The sequence below is a fragment of the Rhodospirillum sp. A1_3_36 genome, assembly GCF_047263945.1.
GTDB lineage: Bacteria > Pseudomonadota > Alphaproteobacteria > Rhodospirillales > Rhodospirillaceae > Rhodospirillum.
In genome coordinates this window covers 77666-103418 of record NZ_JBLAVB010000011.1, presented here as the reverse complement: position 1 = coordinate 103418, position 25753 = coordinate 77666, and the positions used below count along the sequence as shown (strand labels likewise).

23 protein-coding genes are annotated in these 25753 nt (G+C 63.8%); 7 read left to right on the top strand and 16 right to left on the bottom strand.

From position 1 onward, the window contains the following. Window positions 1–56: 56 nt before the first annotated feature. Window positions 57–953 carry an AEC family transporter gene (locus ACLIRY_RS19630; RefSeq protein ID WP_413207119.1) on the bottom strand — a complete coding sequence of 299 codons (897 nt, stop codon included), beginning with the start codon at window positions 951–953 and terminating at the stop codon, window positions 57–59. Window positions 954–1084: 131 nt separating this feature from the next. On the opposite strand from ACLIRY_RS19630, the gene nudC reads away from it, so the two are divergent. Then, complete coding sequence (gene nudC / locus ACLIRY_RS19625; protein ID WP_413207118.1) at window positions 1085–2071, top strand: NAD(+) diphosphatase; 987 nt, start codon at window positions 1085–1087, stop codon at window positions 2069–2071. Window positions 2072–2560: 489 nt separating this feature from the next. On the opposite strand, the gene ACLIRY_RS19620 is transcribed toward nudC, so the two are convergent. The 5 genes from ACLIRY_RS19620 to ACLIRY_RS19600 all read right to left on the bottom strand — a co-directional run bounded on the left by ACLIRY_RS19620 (window position 2561) and on the right by ACLIRY_RS19600 (window position 7761). Then, window positions 2561–3592: a tetratricopeptide repeat protein gene (locus ACLIRY_RS19620; protein WP_413207117.1), complete on the bottom strand. Its 1032-nt coding sequence runs from the start codon at window positions 3590–3592 to the stop codon at window positions 2561–2563. 96 nt (window positions 3593–3688) lie between these two features. Further along, complete coding sequence (locus ACLIRY_RS19615) at window positions 3689–5209, bottom strand: aldehyde dehydrogenase family protein (RefSeq protein ID WP_413207116.1); 1521 nt, start codon at window positions 5207–5209, stop codon at window positions 3689–3691. Window positions 5210–5260: 51 nt separating this feature from the next. Further along, window positions 5261–6964, bottom strand: coding sequence for a thiamine pyrophosphate-binding protein (locus tag ACLIRY_RS19610; RefSeq protein ID WP_413207115.1), 1704 nt, complete (start codon window positions 6962–6964; stop codon window positions 5261–5263). Between the two features lie 61 nt (window positions 6965–7025). Beyond that, a complete protein-coding gene (locus ACLIRY_RS19605) occupies window positions 7026–7547 on the bottom strand; it encodes a DUF2937 family protein (RefSeq protein ID WP_413207114.1) in 522 nt (173 codons plus the stop codon). 58 nt (window positions 7548–7605) lie between these two features. Beyond that, window positions 7606–7761, bottom strand: a complete 156-nt coding sequence (locus tag ACLIRY_RS19600) for a hypothetical protein (RefSeq protein ID WP_413207165.1) — start codon at window positions 7759–7761, stop codon at window positions 7606–7608. On the opposite strand from ACLIRY_RS19600, the gene ACLIRY_RS19595 reads away from it, so the two are divergent. Next, entirely contained in the window at window positions 7741–8406 is a 666-nt protein-coding gene (locus tag ACLIRY_RS19595) for a LysR substrate-binding domain-containing protein (protein WP_413207162.1), read from the top strand. The two genes, ACLIRY_RS19600 and ACLIRY_RS19595, sit on opposite strands and share 21 nt — an antisense overlap. Here the strand turns inward: ACLIRY_RS19595 and ACLIRY_RS19590 are convergent, their stop codons facing one another. Further along, on the bottom strand, window positions 8407–9375 hold the full coding sequence (locus ACLIRY_RS19590) for a helix-turn-helix transcriptional regulator (RefSeq protein ID WP_413207113.1): 969 nt from the start codon (window positions 9373–9375) through the stop codon (window positions 8407–8409). Between the two features lie 122 nt (window positions 9376–9497). On the opposite strand from ACLIRY_RS19590, the gene ACLIRY_RS19585 reads away from it, so the two are divergent. Further along, a complete protein-coding gene (locus ACLIRY_RS19585; protein WP_413207112.1) occupies window positions 9498–10139 on the top strand; it encodes a glutathione S-transferase family protein in 642 nt (213 codons plus the stop codon). A gap of 277 nt (window positions 10140–10416) precedes the next feature. Here ACLIRY_RS19585 and ctrA read toward each other — a convergent pair whose 3' ends face one another. Continuing rightward, window positions 10417–11124, bottom strand: coding sequence for a response regulator transcription factor CtrA (gene ctrA / locus ACLIRY_RS19580; protein WP_413207111.1), 708 nt, complete (start codon window positions 11122–11124; stop codon window positions 10417–10419). 468 nt (window positions 11125–11592) lie between these two features. Between ctrA and fliI the strand changes: the two genes are divergently transcribed. Both fliI and ACLIRY_RS19570 read left to right on the top strand, forming a co-directional pair. Continuing rightward, window positions 11593–13050, top strand: coding sequence for a flagellar protein export ATPase FliI (gene fliI / locus ACLIRY_RS19575; RefSeq protein WP_413207110.1), 1458 nt, complete (start codon window positions 11593–11595; stop codon window positions 13048–13050). Window positions 13051–13064: 14 nt separating this feature from the next. After that, on the top strand, window positions 13065–13490 hold the full coding sequence (locus tag ACLIRY_RS19570) for a flagellar export protein FliJ (RefSeq protein WP_413207109.1): 426 nt from the start codon (window positions 13065–13067) through the stop codon (window positions 13488–13490). On the opposite strand, the gene ACLIRY_RS19565 is transcribed toward ACLIRY_RS19570, so the two are convergent. After that, a complete protein-coding gene (locus ACLIRY_RS19565; RefSeq protein WP_413207108.1) occupies window positions 13456–14382 on the bottom strand; it encodes a LysR substrate-binding domain-containing protein in 927 nt (308 codons plus the stop codon). The two genes, ACLIRY_RS19570 and ACLIRY_RS19565, sit on opposite strands and share 35 nt — an antisense overlap. Window positions 14383–14584: 202 nt before the next feature. On the opposite strand from ACLIRY_RS19565, the gene ACLIRY_RS19560 reads away from it, so the two are divergent. Next, a complete protein-coding gene (locus ACLIRY_RS19560; RefSeq protein WP_413207107.1) occupies window positions 14585–15463 on the top strand; it encodes an EamA family transporter in 879 nt (292 codons plus the stop codon). On the opposite strand, the gene ACLIRY_RS19555 is transcribed toward ACLIRY_RS19560, so the two are convergent. The 7 genes from ACLIRY_RS19555 to putA all read right to left on the bottom strand — a co-directional run bounded on the left by ACLIRY_RS19555 (window position 15444) and on the right by putA (window position 24916). Then, window positions 15444–16871: a DnaJ domain-containing protein gene (locus tag ACLIRY_RS19555; RefSeq protein WP_413207106.1), complete on the bottom strand. Its 1428-nt coding sequence runs from the start codon at window positions 16869–16871 to the stop codon at window positions 15444–15446. The genes ACLIRY_RS19560 and ACLIRY_RS19555 overlap by 20 nt on opposite strands. Window positions 16872–16878: 7 nt before the next feature. Beyond that, the gene (locus ACLIRY_RS19550; protein ID WP_413207105.1) at window positions 16879–17280 is read right to left on the bottom strand and encodes a hypothetical protein; all 402 of its coding nucleotides are present in this window, start codon (window positions 17278–17280) and stop codon (window positions 16879–16881) included. A gap of 92 nt (window positions 17281–17372) precedes the next feature. Continuing rightward, complete coding sequence (gene rfbA, locus ACLIRY_RS19545) at window positions 17373–18251, bottom strand: glucose-1-phosphate thymidylyltransferase RfbA (RefSeq protein WP_413207104.1); 879 nt, start codon at window positions 18249–18251, stop codon at window positions 17373–17375. Further along, window positions 18248–19156 (bottom strand): dTDP-4-dehydrorhamnose reductase, encoded by a 909-nt coding sequence (rfbD, locus tag ACLIRY_RS19540; protein WP_413207103.1) that lies wholly within the window; start codon window positions 19154–19156, stop codon window positions 18248–18250. The genes rfbA and rfbD overlap by 4 nt, the downstream gene beginning before the upstream one ends. Further along, window positions 19153–20229, bottom strand: a complete 1077-nt coding sequence (gene rfbB, locus ACLIRY_RS19535; protein ID WP_413207102.1) for a dTDP-glucose 4,6-dehydratase — start codon at window positions 20227–20229, stop codon at window positions 19153–19155. The genes rfbD and rfbB overlap by 4 nt, the downstream gene beginning before the upstream one ends. Continuing rightward, entirely contained in the window at window positions 20226–20810 is a 585-nt protein-coding gene (rfbC, locus tag ACLIRY_RS19530) for a dTDP-4-dehydrorhamnose 3,5-epimerase (RefSeq protein ID WP_413207101.1), read from the bottom strand. The genes rfbB and rfbC overlap by 4 nt, the downstream gene beginning before the upstream one ends. 374 nt (window positions 20811–21184) lie before the next feature. Further along, the gene (putA, locus tag ACLIRY_RS19525; protein ID WP_413207100.1) at window positions 21185–24916 is read right to left on the bottom strand and encodes a bifunctional proline dehydrogenase/L-glutamate gamma-semialdehyde dehydrogenase PutA; all 3732 of its coding nucleotides are present in this window, start codon (window positions 24914–24916) and stop codon (window positions 21185–21187) included. 148 nt (window positions 24917–25064) lie between these two features. On the opposite strand from putA, the gene ACLIRY_RS19520 reads away from it, so the two are divergent. Next, the gene (locus ACLIRY_RS19520; protein ID WP_413207099.1) at window positions 25065–25532 is read left to right on the top strand and encodes an Lrp/AsnC ligand binding domain-containing protein; all 468 of its coding nucleotides are present in this window, start codon (window positions 25065–25067) and stop codon (window positions 25530–25532) included. Window positions 25533–25753: the final 221 nt, after the last annotated feature.

The window sequence follows — 25753 nt, the reverse complement described above, 5'->3', positions numbered from 1 at the left end:
GGCAAAGCCCCGTGACGGGAAACGCTCCCTGTCGCGTCCCATGGCCACAACTTGATCTAGTTCGCCACCACCGTGCCTTCCATGGCCACCCAGAGAAGCAGGGGGAGGGTTACAAAGCTGACCAGAGTCGACAGGATCACCACGCCCGCCACTTCCTCGGGCCGTTGGTTGAATTTTGCGGCGAACAGATAGTTGAAGACCGCCGCTGGCATGCTTGATTGCACCAGGACCACTCCTCGGGCGATTCCGTGGAGATCCAGCAGGAGCACCGTTGCATATCCCAGGCCGAAGCCTAGGACGATCTTCAATCCTCCCAGGAACAGACTGTGGCCCAGACTGGTGACCTTCAATCGGGCCAGCGAAACCCCCAGAGCGATCAGCATGATGGGGATAGTCATAGCGCCCAGAAGGTGTACCGTATTCTCGATCCACAAGGGGAGAGTAAAGCCACTGAACTTCAGACTCAGGGCTAGAAGCGCCGCCCAGGCCATGGGGTTCTGAACGATGCTGCGCCAGTTCCGCTCGTTGGAGGAAATCAGGGTTGTGCCACTGACTTGCACAACAATCACGATGGTGAAATAGCCGATCGCCAAAGCCAAGCCATCCGCACCAAAGGCGAAAAGGCAAAGGGGCAGGGCCATGTTCCCCGTATTGCCGAAGATCATGCTTGGCAGGAAGGCCTGGATCGGTTGGCCGAGCATTTTCAAGACCACCCAGCCCACCAGCGCAGAACCGACCAAGGATATCACCGCAGCCACGGCCATCTCCCCCATGGCGTCTGGCGAGATGTCCGCGTTCATCAGGACATCCACGACCAGGAAGGGGACTCCCACGGTCAGCACAAGGTTGGTGACTGTCTCCGTGTCGAACGGCCGACCCGCTCGGGCCCAGGTGTAGCCAATGGCCGCAGCAACAAGGACCGGCGCGATGACAGGGAAAATCAGAGCGAACATACCGCAGAGGACCAGTATACAATGGATGGATCCCGTCACTGATACCGCGTTCGGCCTTGCATGGCGAGCGCGCATCCTCCACAAGGAGTGCAGCTCTCTTCCAGTCCTCACAGCAGATGGATGGTTCGCCGATGCCCGCTTCGGGAGTTTCCCCGCTCGTCTACAGTCAGGCCCGCCACGATCGGGTCACCACCGGAACCCTCGACCAGGAGGCCTTGGAGGCACTGGGGCGGAGTTCCCTTGCCCGCTGGTTCCTGCTGTGGCGCGGACGCCCGGCGATCACGGAAGAGGGCACCATTCTTGAGGTGAACGCTGAAATCATAGGGCGTCTCTCCGGCCTGGATCCGCGACCGGACACCGGGCATCCGGCCTTTCACCTGGGTCTCGATGGAGAGGCACCCTTGCACCTTCTCGATCTCTCCGCCCTGCCCGGGCGACCCGATGCCGAAACCGGCAAGGATCTTGGGCCGGACCTGGATCTGCCTGGGGCATCCACCTTCCAGGATCTGCGGGGCATCGCCTATACCCTGGAACCGGCCCGGGTGGCGGCGCTCGCCCATGGCATGGCGTTGGCCGCCTGGCATGGCGCTCACCCCTTCTGCGCCCGCTGTGGAAGTCGGACCCGCCTGGACAAGGGGGGGCGGATGCGGGTCTGCCTGTCTGCCGATTGTGGAACCCAGCATTTCCCCCGGGTCGATCCCGTGGTGATCATGTTGATCGAGGACCCCACGGGAGAGCGTTGTCTGCTTGGTCGACAGGCCCGTTTCGCACCGGGCATGTATTCCGCCCTCGCGGGTTTCGCGGAGCCGGGGGAAACCCTGGAAGCCGCCGTCGCCCGGGAGGCGAAAGAGGAGGCCGGGGTGGATGTCGTCTCCTGTCGCTATGTCGCCAGCCAGCCTTGGCCTTGGCCCACCAATCTGATGGTTGGCTTTATCGCCCGAACCGGGGGCACCGCATTGACCATCGATCGGGAGGAGCTGGAGGATGCCCGTTGGTTCACCCGCGCCGAGGTGGCCGCCATGGGGAACAGCACCGATGGGGAGAACGGGTTCAGGTTGCCCGGCAAGGATGCTATCGCTCGTCATCTGTTGCTCGGTTGGCTAGACCGGACATTATAAGCGGATAATTTGATCTGGCCGGGTGTGGAAAAGTCCGAAAACTCTCCAAAAGCGTCAGTCCCGGAGGCGGAACGCACGCCTTGGGCGTGAAAGTGGGAATGACGACAAAAGAGCTTTCGGACTTTTTCCGCAACCATATGATCTAGAGCATGTCGCGTGAAATGTGATTCCGCAGTACATGATAGTGTCTGGTCTTTTTTGGGCGAGTGCCCAAGCCCATTTGGGGGCGATGCCCCCAAACCCCCATTTTTCTTTTAAAAAGAACGGCCTGGGGTCTGGGGCCTTTCGGCCAGCAACAGCCCGGGGTCTGGGGCCTTTCGGCCCCAGTGGGGGACGGGGCAAAGCCCCGTGACTGGAAAACACCCCCTGTCGTGTACCGTGATGTGATTCACGCGACATGCTCTAAACCTCTGACATTGAAGCAAATCGTCACGCCTACGGCGTGCGTTCCGCCCGTCCCAATCTGTTCCGGATTGCTCGGGATTTGCTTTAGTCCTCTCCGTCCCGCTCGCCCCGCAGGCGATCCAGTTCCTCTGAGGCGGCGCCGGCCTCCTCCAGTCGGGCGAGGGCAGCGTCAAAGAGGAGGATGGCCGTATCCTCGTTTCCTCGGGTTCGCTCCAGGCGGGCGAGCTCCACGGTCAGGAAGCCCTCTTCCAGCGGGTGACCCAGCGCTTCTTCCAGGGTCATGGCCTCGCGGAACAGGTCTTCAGCCGTTTCCAGGTCGCCATTCAGGGTGGCGAGGCGGCCCAGAATGCCCAGAATACGGGCCTCTTCCTTACGGTCACCCAGGGCTGTGGCCAAGGACAGACCGTAGCGCCAATAGGCTTCTGCCCCTTCCGGATCATTCAAATGGGCATGGAGCCGGGCCAGCAGTTCGCAGGTCGCTCCGATACCTCGGCGGTCATTGAGATTCTCATAGAGTTCCAGGGCCGTGAGGTAATGCTCATGGGCGCCATCCTTGTCTTCCATGCGTTCGGACAGGCGGCCCAGAAGGGCATGGGCGCGGCCCAAAGCACCCTGGTCGGCCATTTTGGTGGCGACTTCCAGGGCCCGGGTCAGGGCATCTCCGGCTTCGGGGCGTCTGTTGGAGGAGACGGCCGTGGCGCAGCGGTCCAGGGCAACGGCCATGATTTCCCGCGCTTCTGAAGCGAATCCATCGCTGTCGAGGGTTTCTGCATGTGTCACCCAATCCAGGATAGGCGCCTGCGTGGAGGGTCGAGGGGGGACCTGGGGGCGATGGGGAATCCGGGAGGGGGAGAGGGGCTCCTCCAGTGTCGGTTCTGGATCTGCTGTCGCTTCGGCTTCGGCTTCGGCTTCTGGCTCCGGCGTCGGGTTGGGAGGCAGCGCCAAGGCGTCGTCAGAAATCGGGGCATCAGGGGCGACGACGGGCGGCTTCGGGGAGGAGGCAGGGCCGTCCTGCGTGGCGGCGCGGGGCGTCGTTGCACGAGAATACAGCCAACCAATCAGGGCGCCAAGGGCGGCGGCCAGGGGAATGATCCAGAGACCCAGGGTATTGAGCACGGTGATCCTATGGCAACACGGAAACGGGCGAGCGCAGTCTACGCGCTCGCCCGTCCTGTCGTCTATCCCGCCTGAAAATTAAGCGGGATCTGGAGATCAAATATCGAACTTCACGCCCTGGGCCAGGGGCAGGGCACCGGAATAGTTCACCGTGTTGGTCGCCCGGCGCATGTAGCCCTTCCAGGCGTCGGAGCCGGATTCGCGCCCCCCGCCGGTATCTTTCTCTCCCCCGAAGGCGCCGCCGATTTCCGCCCCGCTGGGGCCGATGTTCACATTGGCGATGCCGCAGTCGCTGCCCACCGCAGACAGGAAGGTCTCTGCCTCACGCAGGTCATTGGTGAAGATGGAGGAGGACAGGCCCTGGGGCACGGCGTTCTGCAGGGCAATGGCCTCGTCCAGGTTGTCCGCCGTCAGGACGTAGAGGATTGGGGCGAAGGTTTCGGTCTCCACGATGGCTGTCTGGGCGGGCATCTCCACCAGGGCCGGAACGGGATAGAACCCGGCCTCGCGTCCGGCCACCTGGGCACGGCCCCCGCCGTGAACGGTGCCACCTTCGGCTTTCGCCTGGGCCAGGGCGGCGTCCATGTCTGCGAAGGCCTTTTCGTGGATCAGCGGACCAACCAAGGTGCCGTCCACCAGGGGGTCACCGGCGCGGATGCTGGCATAGGCGGTCTTCAAGCGCTGCACCAGCTCGTCCCGGATGGCGCTGTGGACGATGATCCGGCGCAGGCTGGTGCAGCGCTGTCCGGCGGTGCCTACGGCGGAGAAGCAGATGCCGCGCACGGCCAGATCCAGGTCGGCGGTGGGGCGGATTATGGCGGCATTGTTGCCGCCCAGTTCCAGAATGCTGCGGCCCAGGCGGGCGGCGACCCGGGGGGCGACGGCCTTGCCCATGCGGGTCGAGCCGGTGGCGCTGATCAGCGGGACCCGGGGATCGTCCACCAGGGCCTCGCCCACGGCGCCGTCGCCGATGAGCAGTTGGATCAGGTCGGCGGGGGCATCCGCGCCTAATTTGTCCATGGCCCGCTTCAGCAGGCTGGTGCAGGCCATCGCGGTCAGGGGCGTGATCTCCGACGGCTTCCAGATCACACTGTCTCCGCAGACCAGGGCCAGGGCGGTGTTCCAGGACCAGACGGCCACGGGGAAGTTGAAGGCGCTGATCACACCCACGGGACCCAGAGGATGCCAGGTCTCGCGCATGGCGTGACCCGGGCGCTCGCTGGCGATGGTCAGGCCATGGAGCTGGCGGGAAAGACCGACGGCGAAATCGCAGATATCGATCATCTCCTGGACCTCGCCCAGGCCCTCTGAAACGATCTTGCCGCATTCGATGGTCACAAGCCGCCCCAGGTCGTCCTTATGGGCGCGCAGTTCTTCGCCCAGCAGGCGGATCAGCTCGCCCCGGCGGGGGCCAGGTACCTGACGCCAAGCTTGGAAGGCGGCCTGGGAGCGGGCGACCAGGGCCGAAACGTCGGAGGCCGCGCTCGGCGTGACGGCGCCGATCTCGGAGCCGTCGATGGGGGAGGTGACGGTGAGTGGGCCACCGGTGACGAGGGAGGCGTCAACGCCCATGCGGGCGAGAAGGTCCTGGGCGGTGGCTGCGAGGGAGGCGGTCATGGACGGGTCTTCTCCGGGTGTTCGAAAGGGAAATGAAAGGGGGGAGTGGGATCAGGAGGCCGCTTTGGCCGCCCTTGCCTTGGCGCGGAGGCCAGACAGGGTGCCTCGGTGGGTCAGGACCTCCGGATCCAGTTTGATGTGGATGAGGCTTGCGGTAGTGGCCTCCAAGGCGGCTTCGAAAGCCGGAACGAAATCTTCGGTCTTCTCGATGGTCCAGGCCAGGGCACCATGGGCCTTGGCCAGGGCGGTGAAATCCGGGTTGTGCAGGTCGGTGGCGATGACGCGATCGGGGTATTCCCGCTCCTGGTGCATGCGGATGGTGCCGTACATGCCGTTGTCGATGACGATCAGGATGGGGGCCAACCCGTGGGCCATGGCGGTGGCCAACTCTTGGCCGTTCATCAGGAAACAGCCGTCCCCGGCGAAGCCAATCACCCGGCGCCCGGGCGCTGCGACACAGGCGGCGATGGCGGCGGGGACGCCATAGCCCATGGAGCCATTGCCCGGCGCCAACTGGCTGGGGAAGGTCCGATAGGGCAGGAAGCGCTGGGACCAGCCGGTGTAGTTGCCGGCCCCATTGGCAAGGATGGCATCCTCGGGCAGGCGCTTGGCGATTTCGCTCATGATTTCGCCCATGTCGACAGGACCGGAACAGGGCGGCGGGATCAGGTTCTCGGCCCGTTCGGCCCGACCTTCGGCCAGCCAATCGGCCCAGCGCTCTCCCCCGTCAATGGAAGGCAGAAGGGCGCAGAAGGGTGCCATGGCCGAGACAATGCCCAGGTCCGGGCGGAAAACGCGACCGATTTCCTCCGGATCGGGGAAGACATGGATCAGGGTTTGCTTGGGTTGAGGGCTTTCAATCAGCGTATAGCCCTGGTTGGGCACCTCGCTCATGCGGTCGCCCACCAGCAGGATCAGGTCTGCAGCTTTGACCCGGGCGTTGATCGCCGGGCTCGCCGAATAGCCGAGCTCTCCCAGATAGACGGGGCTGTCATTGTGAACGACGTCCTGGCGGCGGAAGGAGGCGATGGTGGGCAGGCCCGCCGCCTCGGCCCAGGCGGTGATAGCCCGGGCGGCGTTGGGGGTCCAGGTGCTGCCGCCGACGATCAGCAAGGGGCGCTCGGCGGCCTCCAGCATCTCTTGCAGGCGCTCCATGTCGGCGGCCTGGGGGGCGGGTTCCGGTTGGGCAAAGGGGCGCGGGTCAGCGACAGTGGCCGTTTCGGTCAACATGTCTTCGGGAAGGGCAATGACTGCCGGACCGGGGCGGCCAGAGGTCGCCGCAGCCCAGGCTCGGGCCACGAGCTCGGGCAAACGCTCCGCGGTGTCAGCGGTGGCGGTGAACTTGGCCAGGGGCTTGAAGAAAGCCGCCATGTCCACTTCCTGGAAGGCTTCCCGTCCGAGCATGCCCCGGTCGACCTGACCGACGAACAGCAACATCGGCGTCCCGTCCTGCATGGCGGTGTGGACCCCGACCGTAGCGTTGCAGGCTCCCGGCCCCCGGGTAACGAACAGGATGCCCGGCTCGCCCGTCAGCTTGCCATGGGCATCGGCCATGTAGGCCGCGCCCCCTTCCTGACGACAGGTGATCAGGCGCAGCCGATCGGCCCGGTCGTGGGCGGCGTCGAGGAAGGCCAAATAGCTTTCCCCGGGCACGCAATAGGCTGTGTTCGCTCCCAGGGCGATGAGGGCGTCGGCCAGGATTTCGCCCCCAGTTCGGAGGGCGCGAGCTGTGGATGTCGAATCGGAAGAGGACATGGGAACGGGCATCCAGTTCGAGGATTGAATATTGGATCCAATTTCTCCCATTCCCGGGACTTTAGGTCAAGGGCTCACTGCGGCTGTCGAAGATCCTGCGCTTTTTCCGCGACTTATCGACCCCAGAGAGGGCCAGGGAGAACGGGAATTTGAAGATTTCCCAGGCCACAAGGGCTAGGACGATTCCGGCGAGGGTAAAGACGAGGCTGTCCGGGCTGAGGGGAAGCGCCGGTTCAAATTGATTAAAGGCGGCCTGGGCGATGGCCGGATCCGCATGGCGGAAAAAGGCGAAGGGCCGGGTCCAGGTGTCGGCGGACTGGATGGCCTGATAGCCATTGACCAGCACGTCAATGCGCTCCTGAATGCGTGCGGCAACGGGGGCCAAGGCTTCTGGTGTGGGGCCGCCGATGGGATTGGCGGTCTCCAGCACGGTTTGAAGGCTTACCCGGGCCTCGTCCACATGGCCGCCCAGGCGTTGCAGATATTGATGGATGAAGGCCTGTAGCTGGGACGCGGTCATGCCCGCCGCAGTGGCGCACACTGCGGCGACCAGCATGTCAAGTTTTCTCGTTACCCAGGACATGGGCGCATTGAACGCTTCTTATGAGGCGAGAGCAAGGCGTAATACCGGCGTTCCAGTATTATGGTCTCAGGCCACCGAGTGTATATCCGCCATCAATGGTGATGTCCTGACCGGTCACGAAAGCGGCGGCGTCCTCAAGGGGCGCGGCGCGTCGACCCAGGAGCGCGACCCGGGCTCCCTCTGCCGCGAGCCGTTGGGCGACGGCGAGCCCCATTCCCGGGGGATTCTGCGGGTGACAGCGCCGGTTTCCTTTGGTGCGGAAAAGCTTGTTCCGGCTCTCGGCACCTATCGGGACCGGGCGCCGGATGTGACGTTGGATATTCTTTTGACCGATCGGAGGGTGGATCTGGTCGAGGAGGGGGTCGATGTCGCCTTTCGGATCGGAACGATCGCCGATGGCCCGGTGATCGCCCGACCGCTGTCGCCCTATCGCATGATCATCTGCGCCGCGCCTGCCTATCTGGCTCGGAAGGGGATCCCGCGCCACCCCAAAGACCTTGCCGGACATGAGGCCGTGGGGTTCACGCCTTCGGCTGCCTCGCCTTGGCGGTTGTCCCGGGGGAGGGACGAGGAAGAGGTGGTCACGGTGACACCAGCCATGCCTGTCGTGGTCAACAGCGGCCAAGCGGTGCGCCAAGCGGGGTTGGCCGGATTGGGGGTGATCCTCCAGCCTGCCCTTTTGTTGGAGGCCGACATTCAAGCCGGCTTATTGGTCCCGATTCTGGAGGATTGGTGTCTCCCGTCCCGGCCCATGTCTCTCCTGTATTATCGGGATCGAACGATGACGCCCCGTCTTCGGAGTTTCCTTACCTTTGCGGTGGATGCGTTCGGCGCCCCGTCTTCCTCGAAGACACTCTGATCAACACGGGGTATGGCGGTGGGCCATCAACGCTGCTGTGTCCGCCAGAAGCGTGCGGAGCTCCGGCGGCTCCAGTACCTCCGCCTCGGCGCCGAGGCGGAGGAAGTCGAAGACGGCTTCTTTTGGCGCGGCGGCGGGCAAGGTTGCCTCCCGCCAGCCGTCGGCGTCGGTCTCTTCCGACACCGTCATGCGCGCAACGGCGAAGGGGGCGTGGAGATGGCGGACCAGCTCCAGTCCACGCTCCGACAGGCGGACCCGGACGGAGAGAGGATAGATTTCCGCATCCAAGCGGCGGGTGTTCTCCTGCCAATAGGTTGCGAGGACAAAGTCGCGGGGCGGATCAAAGGGCTTGTCGGTAACCAAGAGGTCCAGTACCCGGGAGATCCGATAGGTGCGCGGCTCGTCTCCGGTCCTGGCGACCATGTACCAGGCCCCCCCTTTGAGAACGAGGCCCAGGGGGTCTACCGTGACGCTCTTTTCCGACCGCCAGGAGCGGTAGCGCATTTCAATCCGCTTTCGCTTCCAAACGGCGTCGGCCAGAGCGCCAAGGTGGGCCGGGTGCTCCCGCTCACCAAACCAACTCAGGGTGTCCAGGTGGAAGCGCTCGCGGATCCGCTCGGCGCTGTGGCGCAGGTCTTCGGGCAGGGCCACGGTGAGCTTTCGCTCGGCGCTGGCCAGCACGGAGCCAAGCCCCAGGTCTGCGGCCTGCTCGGGTAAGCCGGTCAGGAACAGGGCTTCGGCCTCCTGGGTGGACAGACCGTTGAGGCGAACCCGGTAGCCGTCCAGCAGCCGATAGCCGCCCTCCGGCCCACGGTCGCTGTAGACGGGGACACCGGCCTGGGAGAGATGATCCATGTCACGGTAAATGGTGCGGGGCGTGACGCCCATTTCCCGGGCGAGCTCCGGGGCGGTGACGCGGCCCCGGGCTTGGAGGGTGGTCAGGATGTTTAGAAGTCTGCTCGCACGCATCCCCGCCCTCTGATTATTTTTGCAACCCAGGGAGTGAACCTGACAGGTTTTGACAGGTTAGGCGAGGGAGAATGGACCGTCGATCCCGACCCCCTGACCCTTGCATAAGGAAACCGTGAGCCATGACAAGCCAAACGCCTCCGACCCTGTATTACGCGCCCCAAACCCGGGCGTCGGGCAGCCGCATCCTGTTGGAGGAACTTGGGATCCCCTATGCCCTCCATGTGTTGGATCTGTCGAAGGGAGAGAACCGGTCGCCCGAGTTCCTGGCAGTCAATCCCTTGGGCAAGGTGCCGACTCTCCGCCATGGGGAGATCATCGTCACCGAACAGATTGCCATCGCCCTATACCTGGGGGACCTGTATCCGGAAAAGGGATTGGCGCCGGGAGTGACCGATCCGGCCCGGGGGTCCTATCTTCGTTGGATGGTTTATTACGCCTCTTGTTTCGAACCGGCGCTGATGGATAAGGCGAACAAGGCCGATCCCGGCCCGCCTTCCCGGGCGCCCTATGGGGATTACGACAGCATGCTGTCCGTGCTCGAAGGCGCCTTGTCTCAGGGGCCGTACATTTTGGGCGAGCGGATGAGCCTCGCCGACCTGCAATGGGGGGTGGCGCTCCATTGGACCATGATGTTTGGCCTGGTGCCGGAGCGGCCCGTTTTTACAGACTTCGTGGAGCGGATCACCGCCCGGCCATCCTTTCAAAAAGTTTGGGAGGATGACGATCGCCTAGCCGCCGCTCAGGGCGCGACCAGGGGCTGAGGCTCACGGGACACGACAGTCGGTGCTGTCCAGCCACGGGGCTTTGCCCCGTCCCCCCCCCTCTTTGGCGAGGCCGGGGCCGAAAGGCCCCAGACCCCAAGCCATAAAAAAATGGGGGATTAGGGGCATTTGCCCCCAAATGGGTTTGGGCAATCGCCCAAAAAAGACGAGACACTGTCGTATGCAGTGGCTGAGGCTTTTGATTGGAATGTGGGATCCGCCAGATAAACCGGTGGGTCCAGAGGGGGGGCTGGTATTGCGCTGGTCCTGCAGACGATCAGCCGTTGGCCGCCTGTTGCGCGGGGGGCTCGGCTGGGTCGCGCAGCACGTAACCCCGGCCCCAGACGGTTTCGATGTAATTCACTCCGCCGGTGGCTTGGGTCAGCTTTTTGCGGAGTTTGCAGATGAAGACGTCGATGATCTTCAGCTCGGGTTCGTCCATGCCGCCGTAAAGGTGGTTCAGGAACTGCTCCTTGGTCAGGGTCGAGCCCTTGCGCAGGGTCAGGAGTTCCAGAATGCCGTATTCCTTGCCGGTCAGGTGCACCGGGTCTCCCCCCACATCGGCGGTGCGGGCGTCCAGATTAACCGCCAGCTTGCCCACGTGAACCACGGATTGGGAATGGCCCATGGAGCGGCGGACGATCGCCTGCATGCGGGCCACCAGTTCGGATTTGTCGAAGGGTTTGGTCAGGTAGTCGTCGGCGCCTGCGCCCAGACCCTTTACCTTGCGCTCGCTTTCTGTCAGGCCAGACAGGATCAGCACCGGTGTGTTGATGCGCGAGGCCCGCAGGTGGCGGATGACCTCCATCCCGTCCATGTCCGGCAGCATCAGGTCGACGAGGATGATGTCGTATTCATAAAGCTTGCCGATCTCCAGGCCGTCCTCGCCGGAATCGGTGGTGTCGACCACCCAACCTTCCTTCTTCAGGACCACCTCGATGCTCTTGGCCGTGGCTGCATCATCCTCAATCACCAAAACGCGCATGGTACTGCTCCCTTGGGATGGTGGGCCGCTCGCCGCCATTTGGAATCGGTCGGTTGGCCTGAAGCGTTTCGCGGAAAAGGGGACCCTCTTTTTAGGGGGCCTCAGATCGCGCGGCTTTTTTGACTCTCGATCAAACGCACCCCGTTAAATTTGAACTCGATTTAACGGATTTTGATCGGCTGCGTTAACCTTCATTAAGGTAAAAGGATCTCGGAGTCGTGACAAGTGGGAAAATTGATTTTTTGTGCGAAATCGGACATTTGCGATGCTTTCTTTGTTTCTCGGTGGAACTTCTGTGGCTTAATAATGGGACAGGGATTCTAAAGTTTTCAGCCTGAGGGCCGGGTTTTGCCCGATTGGCGGGCCACCGGTCAAGGGAAGGATAGACGGGGGATTTTTAGCTGTCATTAAGAGGAGAGGGCGTATCGTCTCGGCAAATCCCTTTTTTTTGAAGTGGTCCGCCTGCCCATGAGCCAGCTCTTTTCCTCGATCATCAACGACCTCGCCAAGGTGCCTGAGCGGCGCATCCATGGGCGGGTGGTCGGTGTCCAGGGCATGTTGGTGGAAATCGGCGGTGTTCAGACCAGCCTGTCCGTGGGGGACCGCTGCTGGGTTGTGGCCCGGGATAGCCGACGGGTCCCCTGCGAGGTGGTGGGCTTCCGCGCGGGTCGCGCCCTGCTCATGCCGTTCACCGGCCTGGACGGGGTGGGGTTGGGGTGCCGGACCGAGCTGTCCGAGGGTGTCCCCGCCATTCACCCGACGAAGGGATGGTTGGGCCGGGTGATCAACGCCATGGGCGAACCGGTCGATGGCAAGGGACCCCTGCCAACGGCGGAAGCCCGGGTGCCCATTCGCGCCACCCCCCTGAGCGCCCATGACCGCCAACGGGTGGGGGGCAAGCTGGATTTGGGTGTGCGGGCGATCAATACCTTCCTGACCTGTTGCAAGGGCCAACGGATGGGGATCTTCGCCGGGTCGGGCGTCGGTAAGAGCTCGCTGATGTCCATGTTCATCCGCCATACCACAGCCGATGTCATTGTCATGGGGCTGGTCGGCGAGCGCGGTCGCGAGGCCCGGGAATTCATCGAGGATGATTTGGGGGAGGAGGGGCTACGCCGTTCTGTCACCGTGGTCGCCACCAGCGACGAAAGCCCCTTGATGCGCCGACAGGCAGCCCATATGACCTTGGCGGTGGCCGAATACTTCCGGGACCAGGGGTTGGACGTCCTTTGCCTGATGGACAGTGTGACCCGCTTTGCCATGGCCCAGCGGGAGATCAGCCTGTCTGCGGGCGAACCCCCGGCCTCCAAGGGCTATACGCCAACGGTTTTCGCCGAATTGCCCAAGCTGTTGGAGCGGGCCGGACCGGGGCGGGAGGGATCGGGCACCATCACAGGTCTGTTCACTGTGTTGGTGGAGGGGGACGACCACAACGAGCCCATTTCCGATGCCGTGCGGGGCATTTTGGACGGCCATATCGTGTTGGATCGCGCCATCGGCGAACGGGGGCGCTACCCGGCCATCAACATCCTGCGCAGCGTGTCACGCACCATGCCCGGCTGTAACACGCCTGAACAGAACCTGTTGGTGGGTGAGGCCCGGCGATTGATGTCGTCCTACGAGGACATGGCAGAATTGATCCGCCTTGGCGCCTATCGGATGGGGTCGGACCCCCAGGTGGACATGGCCATCCAGGTCCATGATCCCTTGGAGGCCTTTCTGTCCCAGCGCAAGGACGAGGGGACGGACCTGGATACGGGCTATGCTTGGCTGACCCAGGCGATCATGCCGGCCCTTCAGGCGGCGGCTGCTGCGGAAGAGGAGCGGGAACGGGCCCAACAGTCCGAGGCCAATCGCAATGCCCAGGCTCCGGGGCAGGGCAACCAGGCCAAGGCTTTCCCCGTGCCCCCCCGACGCCAGCGTTAGGACCGTAAGGACCCATGGCCAAGGACCTGAAAGCCCTGATCCGACTGCGCCGTTTCGAGGTGGACGAATGCCAGCGCATGCTGGGCGAGCTCTACCGGGCCGAAGGTGAGTTGAACGCCCGGGAGGCGGATCTGGACGCGGCCATGGGCAAGGAGGAAGCCTTCGCCAGGGAACATCCGGAGCTGGGCTTCACCTTGGGGGCCTACGTGGCCCGCCATTTGGCGGACAAGGAGTCCCTGGCCGAACACCGGCGGCGGTTGGAGGCAGCCCTGAATGACGCCCGTGATAACCTTGCCGAGGCCTATCGGGCCTTGAAGGTGGTGGAGATCTCCCAGGAAAACCGGGAGAAGAAGGAGCGCGAGGAGCGGGACCAAAAGGAACAGAAGGTCTTGGACGAAATTGGCCTCACCCTCCATCGGCGGCGTAGGCCTCCGGAATAACCGCCTCCCGATCCAAGCTTTCCAGAAGATAATCCAGGAAGACCCTGACCTTCGGCGAGAGCAATCGTCGCGAAGGGTAGATGGCGTAAACGGTGATCTCGATCATTGACCAATCCGTTAAAACCGCTTTCAACCGTCCTGCGGCGATGTCCGCTCGCACATAGGTTTCGGGGATCAGGCTCATGCCCGCTCCGGCCAGAAGGGCCTCGCGGATGGCAAGGCTGTTGGTCACCGCATAGCGTCCCCGGGTCGGGATGCTGACTTGGCGCTCTCCTTTCTTGAAGGTCCAACTGTTCGCATGCCCGCTCAGGGAGAAGCGGATCAAATCGTGCCCGGCTAAGGCCTCTGGCTCCCTGGGTTCTCCCTGGGCTGCGAGGTAGGTCGGTGAGGCGCAGACCACATGATTCAGGGTCATCAAGGGGCGGGCGACCAGATCGCTGTCTTCCAAAATCGCCTTGCCCCGGATGGCCAAGTCGAAGCCTTCACCGATGATATCCACCCGGCGGTCATCCAGGCGCAGGTCCAGGGTGATCTCTGGGTAGCGGGACAGGAATCCGGGGATGGTTGGGGATAGGTGGGTGAGTCCCAGGGTCATGGGTGCGCTGACCAGCAGGGACCCCGACGGGCGGTCGCGTTGGGGGTCCAGGGCGCGGTTGGCCTCTTCCAGATCTTCCAGTATCCGGGAAACGCGGCGGTGGTGTTCCTGGCCCGCCTGGGTGGGGCTCATGCGTCGGGTGGTGCGATGGAACAGGCGCACGCCGTGCTCCGCCTCCAGTCCGGCGATCATCTTGCCCACTGCCGCCGGGGTGAGCCCCAAGCGCCGGGCTGCACCGGCAAAACTGCCTTCCTCAACGGTGAGGCAGAAGGCGCGGAGGATCCGAAGGCTATCCATATTCGATCCCCTGAGTTTCGAGTGATGGGAAAAGAGTCAGTATTATCACTTTTCGGTAAGGGGGCTAGGTCTGGGGGAGATGGAAACCGCCATGAAGGAGCTGTTCAATGCTTGAGAGTGCTTCCCGATTTCACCCAAACTCGCCCCCAGAAGGGCGACCTTTGGCCCCGACCTTGTCGCATCCGGCGTGCGGGAGGCGGCCGTGACCAGGATTCGGAGCGTGGATCTCGCGCTGACCGCTTTGGCTCCGGCCATTTGGGGCAGTTCCTATATCGTCGCTACGGAAGGTCTTCCTGCGGGCTATCCCCTGACCATTGCTTGCCTGCGCGCCTTGCCCGCAGGGCTGCTGCTGCTGCTGTTGGTCCGGCGCCTGCCAACGGGGATTTGGTGGGGACGGGCCTTGGTGTTGGGGGCCTTCAACTTTACCTTTTTCTGGGGTCTGCTCTTTTTGGCAGCCTTTCGCTTGCCGGGGGGATTGGCGGCGACCCTGGGGGCCTCCCAGCCTCTGCTGGTGGTCTTGTTGGCATGGCCGCTGCTCGGTACGGCCATTCGCCCCGGAGCCGTGGGAGCGGCCGTTCTGGGCATGGCGGGCGTCGGGCTGCTGGTCCTGGCTCCGGGATTGGTGGTGGATGGCCTGGGGGTGGTGGCGGCCCTGGGAGGGGCGGTCTCCATGGCCTTGGGAACGGTGCTCACTCGGAAATGGGGTGCCAACGTACCCCCACTCACTTTGACCGCTTGGCAGATGGTGGCAGGGGGAGTCTTGCTAGTCCCTGCGGCCTTGCTTCTGGAGCCCGCTTGGCCCGCACCGACGGTGGGACAGGCCCTTTCCCTGGGGTATCTGGGGCTGATTGGGGCGGCGGTGACCTATGTCCTTTGGTTCCGGGGATTGGCTCTGTTGGGACCCGCCCGGGCCTCTGCCCTGGCCTTCCTGAGCCCTCTGTCTGCGGTTCTGCTGGGATGGGGGCTGCTGGATCAGCGGCCCGGGCCGATCCAGGGGGTGGGGATGTTCCTGGTGGTCGCCGGAGTGGTCTGGAGCCAACGGGCGGGAGATGTGCCGCAGCCTAAGGTGAGAGCGGCATAGGTGGCTTGGACAGGGGAGAGGGTATTTTGCGCTTTCCTGCTCCTGGGCCCGCTTCCGGGGCAGATCCGTCTGCGGGTCCGGGCGGTGTCTCTTCGGCGGCGATGGGGCGCAGAAGCTCCAGCGGGACGAAGCCCACCAGCCCTTGGGCCGTCATGGCCCGGGCCCAAATGCCATCGGCGTCCACCTCCAGAACCACAAGGAAAGTCCCACGCTTGGCGAGGGCCGCCGCCTCGTATTGGGTGCCCGGTCCGGTGCGCAGGGCCACGGTGGGGGCGGCCACGGAATGGATCCGTCCCTGGGGTAGGGTCACCGGTGCCACGGGTGTGCTGGCCCGATTAAGGGGTCTCGACGTTCCGACCGGGACGGGCGGCGATGGTGTCTGGGCTGCGGTGGGTACGGGTTGTGTTGAGATCAGGCTGGGTCGGTACCAGGGCAGGGTGATCAGGCCGATCATCAGGGCGATCCCGACCGGTGGTGTCAGTTGCAGCCAAAAGCCGGATCCAGGGCCGCTCCATACATTGCGCAACCGTCGCTCCGGTTCGGCCCCCATGGCGTTGAGCATGCGTTCCGCGTTCAGGCGGTCCTGGCCTGGGTCCGGGGCCAGGGCAAGCGCCTGGTTGGCGAGCCCCTGGGCCAGGGCGCGGTCGCCTCTGGCCAGGAAGGCCCGGGCTTGACGGAGCAGCAATTGACTGTTTTCCCGGGGCGGCTTGAGGCCGCCGCGCAGGTTGACCCAAAGGGCGGCGATTGTCTGGAAGGGGCCAGAGGGAATGGCCCACCAGCCCTTCAGCCAGCAGTGAAGGCTTGCCAGAAATGCATAGCGCTCTGCGCAGCGGCGGCAGAATACACCTGTGATCGGCTCCCGCTTTACCCGCAGGCCCAGTCCGGTGACTTTTTCGAGGATCACGAAGCGCGGCTGGGCGGTGACCTGACCACAGGCAGCGCAGGGCTGGGGGCCGAGGGCGGCTTTCTGGCCCGGCGGCGGCGTCGCATGTGCGTGCCCGGTTTGAGTCCGGTTTGTTTGGGTCCGGTTTGTTTGGGCCTTGTTTGTTTGGGTCCGGTTTGTTTGGGTTCGGTTTGCTTGGGTTCGGTTGGCCTGTGCCCGGTTGGCCTGAGCTTGCGCATGTGCGTAGGCTTGGGCTCCTGGACGGGGGCGTTGGGGTGGGGGATCCCTGGGTGGTGGTGTGGCAGCGAGGGTGTCGTAGGCCCGCCGTGTTTTGGGATCGGCCAAGGTCTGGTGAGCATCGTTCAGCCGCTGGAACTCGGCCACGGCATTGGGGCTTTTGTTGAGGTCCGGATGGAGGATCATCGCCTTGTGGCGATAGGCCTTTTTAATGGCGGCCTCGGTCGCGTCCGGGGACAAGCCCAGAATGCGATAGTACCCTTTCGGATCCGTAGGTGAGGCGGCCATGGTGGTTCTAAGGGGCTCCGGTATCGCCCACGGGCGCGCCACTCCAGTCGGGGCGCCATTGGGGTTGGTGGTCTTCCACAACCACTCGATGATCGAATCCCCCCGGGGATTGGGCGGTGACCCGCACTTGGATCCACCGGGGGACGGCTTCATTGTTTATATCGTCCAGAATGGCCAGGGCCAATTCCTCGGGCCCGGGCCAAAGGGCTCTGGCGATATGTGAGAAATAGGCCGCGACGCTCTCCGGGTCCAGTATTCGTCGGTCGGGAACGTATCGAAGGGAGACGTTCGGTGCGGTCAAACGGGGCTGGGCCAAGCGAATTGCGCCATCCAACCGGGTCAGAACATCGACACGGGTGCCGAGCATGGGACGAACACGCAAGGGGCGCCGTCGGTCTATAGGGTCCATGATTATACGATCGGGGTCCAGGTTGAATCCATTGGAAAGGGAAGGTAACGGAAATGGATTGCGGCGTCACCTCTTCCCATAGCCTGCTTGCGTCAGGAACGACTCTGGTCCTCGACCAGACGAAGCAGATATTGTCCGTAGCTGTTTTTGCCCATTGCCGCGCCCTGTTCAGCCAGGGAGGCCATGGAAATCCAGCCATTCATGAAGGCGATTTCCTCGGGGACCGCGATGCGGGTGTTTTGCAGGGTCTCGACGGTCCTCACGAAGCTGGAGGCTTCCACCAAGCTGTCGTGGGTGCCCGCGTCGAACCAGGCGAAGCCGCGGCCCAGGCGCTCCACGGTTAACGCACCTTCCGTCAGGTAGCGGGCGTTGATGTCGGTAATCTCCAACTCCCCCCGGGGGCTGGGGGTGATGGAGCGGGCGATGTCCACCACCCGGTTGTCGTAAAAGTACAAACCGGTGACCGCCCAACTGGATTTGGGCGCTTGGGGTTTTTCCTCGATGGATGTGGCTTTGCCTTCCCCATCGAAGGCGACGACGCCATAGCGTTCGGGATCGCGCACATTGTAGCCGAAGATGGTTGCGCCGTCCCTTCGTCCGGCTGCGGCGCGCAGTCGGTCGGTTAGTCCCGTCCCGAAGAAAATATTGTCCCCCAAGACCAGGGCGCAGGCGTCTGAACCGATGAAGGTCGCGCCGATCAGGAAGGCCTGGGCGAGACCCTCGGGATGGGGTTGTTCTGCATAGGACAGCTCCACCCCCCATTGGGAGCCATCGCCCAGCAGGCGGCGGAAGTCGGAGGCATCGTGGGGGGTGGTGATGATCAGAATCTCGCGGATTCCCGCCAGCATCAGGGTGCTGATCGGGTAATAGATCATGGGTTTGTCGTAGACGGGCAGAAGCTGTTTGGAAACGGCCCGGGTGATCGGATGCAGGCGTGTGCCCGTCCCTCCGGCGAGGATGATGCCTTTCATGGTGGGGAGCCTTCTCCGGTCTGTTTGGCGCGTTCGGCCAGCATGGCCTCCAGGGCCTCGGTCCAGGGACGGAGGCGGATGCCATGGATCCGTGCGAGTTTGGCCCCGTCCAGAATGGAATTGGCCGGCCGTTTGGCGGGGGTGGGATAAGCGCTGGTGGGGATCGCCTTGATCTTTGGCCCCTGGCCATACCAGGGGCGGGCGAGCTGGAAGAGGGTTCGTGCGAAACCATGCCAACTGGTGGCCCCCTGGCCTGCGCAATGGAAGGTCCCAAAACCCTCGGGTCCAGCGGTTTTCGCCACCAGCCGAGGGGCGAGGTCAAGGATTGCCTGGGCCAGATCGCCGGCGAAGGTGGGGCAGCCCACCTGGTCTTCCACGACGCGGAGCACGTCCTGCTCTCGGCCTAACCGCAGCATGGTATTGACGAAGTTTCTGCCGTGGAGTCCGTGGACCCAGGCGGTGCGCAGGATCGCATGGCGGTCGGTGGTGGCGCGGATGGCCTCCTCCCCTGCCAGCTTGGTCCGGCCATAGGCGCCCAGGGGGGCAACGGGGTCATCCTCCAGGTAGGGGCCGTTTTTGGTGCCATCGAAGACATAGTCTGTGGACAGGTGGATCAGGGGGATGTCGACATCGGCGCATGCCTCGGCCAGGTGGGCTGGACCCTCCCGGTTGATGGCGCCTGCGAGGTCCTCTTCGGACTCGGCCTTGTCCACGGCAGTATGGGCCGCCGCATTGACAACGACTTCGGGGGCGAGGCGGAGGATCATTCGGGCGACGGCGTTTCGGTCGGTGATGTCAAGTGCGGCCCGGTCCAGGGCATGGAGAGTCAGGCCTCGGGCCTTGGCTTTGCGGGCCACCTCCCATCCTACCTGCCCATTGGCGCCGGTCAGCAGAAGGCCGCTCATGGTTCGGGGGGGGCTTCGGTCAGGCCCAGCCGTTGCCCCTGGTATGTTCCGGATCGGATGTCCTCCCACCAGGGGCGGTTGTCCAGGTACCAGCGGACGGTTTTCCGCAGACCGCTTTCGAAGGTATTCTCCGGTCTCCAGCCCAGTTCCGCTGTGATCTTGGTCGTGTCCATGGCGTAGCGGGCATCGTGACCAGGGCGGTCGGTGACGAAGGTGATCAGGGCCGAATGGGCTGTTGCTGCGGGGGCCATTTCGTCGAGCAGGGTGCAGATGGTGTTGACCACCTCCAGATTGGTCCGCTCCGCATTGCCACCGATCGTATAGGTCTCCCCGACCCGGCCCCGGGTCAGCACGGCCCAAAGGGCCCGCGCGTGGTCCTCCACATACAGCCAATCCCGCACGTTCAGACCATCACCATAGACGGGCAGGGGCTTGCCTTCCAACCCGTTCAGGATCATGAGGGGGATCAGTTTTTCCGGAAAGTGGCGGGGACCGTAATTGTTGGAGCAATTGGTGGTCACCACCGGCAAACCATAGGTGTGATGCCAGGCCCGAACAAGATGGTCGGATGCGGCCTTGGAGGCGGAATAGGGGGAATTGGGCTGGTAAGGGGTGGTCTCCGTGAACAGGCCCTCGGCGCCAAGGGAGCCATAGACCTCGTCGGTGGAAACGTGGTGGAAGCGGAAAGCCGAGCGGGCCCCTGCGGGTCGGGTCGACCAATGGGCTCGTGCCGCCTCCAGTAGTGTGTAGGTGCCGGTGATATTGGTGTCGATGAAGGTCGCTGGACCATCGATGGAACGGTCCACATGGCTTTCCGCCGCGAGATGCAGAACCGCGTCGGGGCGTTCTTTGGCGAACAGGTCGGCCAGCAAAGCACCGTCGCGGATGTCGCCCTGGACGAAGCGGTGCATGGGATTGCCCAGGACCGGGGCCAGAGAGGCAAGGTTTCCGGCGTAGGTCAAGGCGTCCAGGGTGATGACGGAGACGCCCAGGTCGCTCACCAGATGACGGACCACGGCGGAGCCGATAAAGCCGGCCCCGCCGGTGACCAGGACCTTGCGCGGTGTGATCATGGGGTCAACCCCGCACCATCGGGACCGAATGTGGGGGCCATATCGGCGTATCGGGGGTTTTTGGTGTCCCTGTCCGACAGGATGGGGGCATTGCCTTCCAGCGGCCAGTCAATGGCGAGATCCGGGTCGTCCCAGGCCAATCCTTTATCATGGGGCGGGGAATAATGAGTCGTGACCTTGTAAAGAACCTCCGTATCGGGCTCCAGGGTCAGGATGCCATGGGCGAAGCCGGAGGGGATGAGAATCTGATTCCCCGTGGTCGCAGACAGCATGACCGAGACCCATCGACCTTTGGTCGGTGATCCTTCGCGCAGGTCCACGGCTACGTCATAGACCGATCCTTGGAGAACCCGGATCAGTTTCGCTTGGGCGAAGGGACCGATTTGGAAATGCAGTCCCCGAAGGGTCCAGGGGGCCTGGGAGAAGGACTGGTTATCCTGGACGAAATCCAGGGAGAAGCCGACCTTCGCCAGGGCTTCCCTATTGTAGACTTCCGAGAAATAGCCCCGGTGATCTCCATGTTTGACGGGACGTATGACCTTCACGTCGGGTATGGCGAGATCGCGGATGAAGTCGGACATGGGGGGGTCCCTGACAACAGCGGTCGGTGGCCGGGAACAGATCACCGGATAGGATGTCGAGGGATACCGCGAACCGGTGGGGGCTGTCACCCCCCACCGGAGCCGTCCGCGCAAGAGGACTGGCGTGAGGTCCAAAAACTCTCCTCATCCCTCAACGAGTCATGACCTGTTCCAAGCACCCGACGGGGTGCCGCGCGGTCAGCGCGCCCCACCGGAGCCGTCCGCGCAAGCGGACTGGCGTGAGGTCCAAAAACTCTCCTCATCCCTCAGCGCGTCATGACCTGTTCCAAGCACCCGACGGGGTGCCGCGCGGTCAGCGCGCCCCACCGGAGCCGTCCGCGCAAGCGGACTGGCGTGAGGTCCAAAAACTCTCCTCATCCCTCAGCGAGGGTGAGGAGCGAGGCGTTGCCTCCGGAAGCGGTGGTGTCGATGGACACGACGCGTTCCACTTGGAAGCGTTCCCAGCCATCGGACAGGGCGATCAGGGGAATCCGTGCGCCGCTGCGGGCGGCGAGCGCTTGGCGCAGGGCGACCGAAGACTTGTAGTCCTCCACCACCACCAGACCCAGGTGTGGCAGGGTGGCGGCCAGGGTCTCCCGGTCCGGCGCATCGATGGCCTGAACCAAGCCCTTTGGCGCCCCGGCAGAGACAAGGGCCGCATCAAGGGGGGCGGCATGGACTGCACCCTTGCCCATCAGGAGCACCGGATTGCCCGCAGCCAAGGCGGCAATCGCCTGGGCGAGGGAGGCGGGCAAGCCATTGGCGCCACTGCCCAGGCAAAGCGTGACACCCCGGCCATGGCGGGACAGGCGGTTGCTCTCTCCCGTGGGGCCGGGCAGGTCCTCCGTGGGCGCGGTCAGTCCCGCCGCCTCCGCCCGGTCGACGGCCCAGCCTGCGGTATCCTGCAGGCCGGTGGGCAGCTGGGTCAGAGCAGCCCGCAGGATCGACAACCGGTCCGGGTGGGCCGACCATCCCTCTGCCAGGGCGAGGGCCGCTTGCGCCGCAGGGATGGGGCTTTCTGTCCGGGCTGTCACATGGATGGGCGCGACGTCAACGGCAGGGGGGGCCAGGGGGGCCTTGGTGGTGGTGAAGCGCGAGAGATAGGCCGGGCCACCCGCCTTGGGGCCGGTGCCGGACAGCCCCTCGCCGCCGAAGGGTTGCACGCCCACGACGGCGCCGATCTGGTTCCGGTTGACGTAGATGTTGCCCACCTTGGCGCGGCGGCAGATGCGTTCCACATGGGCGTCCACCCGGCTGTGCACACCCAGCGTCAGGCCGTATCCGGCGGCATTGATGGTATCGACGACCTTGTCCAGGTCCCGGTTCTTGAAGCGGATGATATGCAGGACCGGGCCGAAGATCTCATGCTTCAGTTCGGCGAAATCGGACAGGTCGAAGGCGGTGGGGGCGACGAAATCTCCGGAGAAAGGCACGCCCTTCATGGGATGGGCGAAGCGCAGCTTGCCCGCCTTGGTCAGGGCCGTGCAGTGGTCGCCGATGGTGGTTCGGGCTTCGGCATCGATGACCGGACCGACATCCACGGCCGGATCCCAGGGATCGCCCACCTTCAGCTCCTTCACCGCTCCCTCCAGCATATGCAGCAGGGAGTCGGCAATGTCGTCCTGGATGAACAGGGCGCGCAGGGCGGAACAGCGTTGACCGGCGCTTTGGAAGGCACCGTTGACGATATCGCGCACGGCATGTTCGGGCAGGGCTGTGGAATCGACGATCATGGCATTCAGGCCACCGGTTTCGGCAACCAGCGGGGCCGCGCCGTTTCCGGCTTTGGCCTGGGCCCGGTCGATGAGAATGGCCGTCTCCGTCGATCCGGTGAAGCAGACGCCCGCGCTTCGGGGATCGCCGGTCAGGGCGGCGCCGACGGTGGCGCCGTCACCGGGCAGCAGGGAGAGAACCGCATCGGGTAATCCGGCCTCGCGCATCAACAGAACGGCGGCGTGGGCGATCAGCGGGGTCTGTTCGGCGGGCTTGGCGACCACGGTGTTGCCGGCGGCCAGGGCCGCAGCGATCTGTCCGGTAAAGATGGCCAACGGGAAGTTCCAGGGGCTGATGCAGACGAAGGGACCTCGGCCCAGGCGGCCGCCATCGGCCAGAGTCTTCCGGGCCTGCGCCGCGTAGTAGCGCAGGAAATCGACGGCCTCGCGCACTTCCAAAACACCGTCCAGGCGTGTCTTGCCCGCCTCCCGGGTCAGAATGGCACAGAGTTCGGCGGTCTTGGCTTCGTATAGGTCGGCGATCCGATCCAGGATTGCGGTCCGGTCGGCGACGGGGGTGTCGCGCCAGGCCGGAAAAGCGTCCACTGCTTGGGAAAGGGCCTTATCCGCGTCTCCGGCGGTCGCCCAGGTCACATGGCCGACGACCTCCCGGCGATCGGCGGGATTGGTCAGGGCCTCCCCACCCGCAGCGGCAGGGGCGGCGCCAATCAGGGGACCCGCGGTCCAGGTGGCCTCCCGATAGGGGGTCATGGCCCTGTCCAGCGCCTCGGCCATGGCCGGAGTGTTCAGGTTCCAGCCCTTGGAATTGCCCCGCTCTGCGCCAAACAGGGCCGGGGGCAGGGGGATGCCCGGGTGGGGCAGGCAGGGCAGGGCACGGGCCAGCTCCACAGGGTCCCGGCCCAGGTCGGCGGGGGGGACGGTTTCGTCCATCACCCGGTTGACGAAGCTGCTGTTGGCTCCGTTTTCCAGCAAGCGGCGCACCAGATAGGCCAGCAGATCCTTGTGCACGCCCACGGGGGCATAGATGCGGCAGGGTTTGCCCGCGTCCTTGCGCAACAGTTCATGCAGGCCATCGCCCATGCCATGCAGACGTTGGAACTCGAAGCGGGCCTCGGGGGCCGCCACCTCCAGGATGGCCGCCGTGGTCTGGGCGTTATGGCTGGCAAACATGGGGTAGACCCGGTCTCCCCCATCCAGCAGACGGCGGGCACAGGCCATGTAAGAAACGTCGGTGAGAACCTTGCGGGTGAAGACGGGATAGGTGGGTTGACCCAGGATCTGGGCGTTCTTGATTTCCGCATCCCAATAGGCGCCTTTGACCAACCGCACGGCAATTCGACGATCCAGGTCTTCGGCCAGGGCGACGATCCAGTCTATGACCGGCAAGGCGGTCTTGGCGTAGGCCTGGACAACGATCCCGAAGCCGTCCCAATTGGCCAGATTCGGGTTCCGCAAGACGGCTTCCATGACCGACAGGGAGAGGTCCAGGCGGTCGGCTTCTTCGGCGTCCACGGTCAGACCGATGTTCTGGGCTGCTGCCATTTCCGCCAGGGCCGACAGGCGGGGCACGAGCTCCGCCAGGACACGTTTGGCGTTCACAGTCTCGTAACGCGGATGCAGGGCCGAGAGCTTCACGGAAATGCCGGGGTTGGCATGGGGGTCGAGGTGCTTGGCCCGGGCACCGATGGCGGCGATGGCCTGGGCGTAGGAGCGGAAATGGCGGGTCCCGTCTTCCGAGGTCTTGGCGCCCTCGCCCAACATGTCGAAGGAATAGCTGTAGCCCTTCGCCATCATGTCCTCGCCCCGCTTCAGGGCTTCTTCGATGGTGCGGCCCAGGACAAATTGCGCGCCCATGATCTTCATGCATTGGGCGACGGAGGCACGCACCACCGGCTCGCCCACCCGGCGGACCATGCGCCGAACCGATCCGAGCAGGGAGTCCTCCGCCCAGCTTTCGTCGTAGAGCTCGCCGGTCAGCATGAGCCCCCAGGTCGACGCGTTGACCAGCATGGATCCGCTTTCCCCAGCGTGTTCGGCCCAGTCGCGCCCGCCGATTTTGTCCTTGATCAGGGCATCGATGGTCAGCGCATCGGGCACCCGTAGATAGGCCTCCGCCAGGCACATCAACGAGACGCCTTCCTCGGTGGACAGGCCGTATTCGGCGAGCATGGACTCCATCATATTGACCGCTCCGGCGGCGCGCATGCGCTCAACCAACGAGACGGCGCGGGCGGATATGGCCGCCCGGGTCTTCGCGTCGACGTCTGCCGCTTCGATGCGGTCCAGGGCGACCTGCGCCTCGTCGGCAAAGGGGATGGTGCGGATGGTTTCGCGATGGGCCGCAAGGGAGGACGCAGGGGGATGGACGATCATGGGGCACTGATCCTTGAGTGTTTTCGTCGGGTATGGACGATCAACCCGTAGTCTCGCCCAGAATTCGTAGGAATTGGCTCCAATTTCTCGCTCTAAACAGGTAATATTCCTGCTGATATGGCTAGGTTTCGGAAAAAGGACTGGTGCGATGGAAATGGATCGGATCGACCGTCGGATTCTGGCGGAACTGCAGGCAAATGGCCGGTTGTCCATCGTTGAGCTGGCGCGCCGGGTGAACCTGACCAAGACCCCTTGTGCCGAAAGGGTTCGTCGCCTGGAGCGGGAAGGGGTGATTGAGGGCTATCAGGCGCGTTTGAATCCGCAGGTGTTGGGCGCCGATCATGTGGCCTTTGTCCAGGTGTCCATGACCAGTACGACGGAAGACGCCTTGGAGCGCTTCAATATGGCGGTGCGCCGTCTACCGGAGGTTCAGTCTTGCCATATGATTGCGGGTGGCTTCGACTATCTGCTGAAAGTACGGACGGCTGATATAACTGAATACCGCCATGTGTTGGGGGAGAAAATATCCCAACTTCCCGGTGTTCAGCAGACCCACACTTACGTGGTTATGGAAAATGTGAAGGACAAAACCAGTCTTCCTGTGCTGGATGTGTAGTATAAGCCATGTGATTTTTGTTGTGGAAGAGGGTGTGTTCGCTGATTTGTTCAAAAAAGAATAATATTTTTATTATTTCGTCGGACTTATTATTTCTGGTTTTGTGGTGCGACCCGTTTTGTGGAGAGAAAGGTCTTTCTGGCCATGCTCTCTAGTGAGCAGGTGCGGTATCAAAGGACCGCAATTTTACTGAATGGCCATTGATATCTCAGCACGTATAT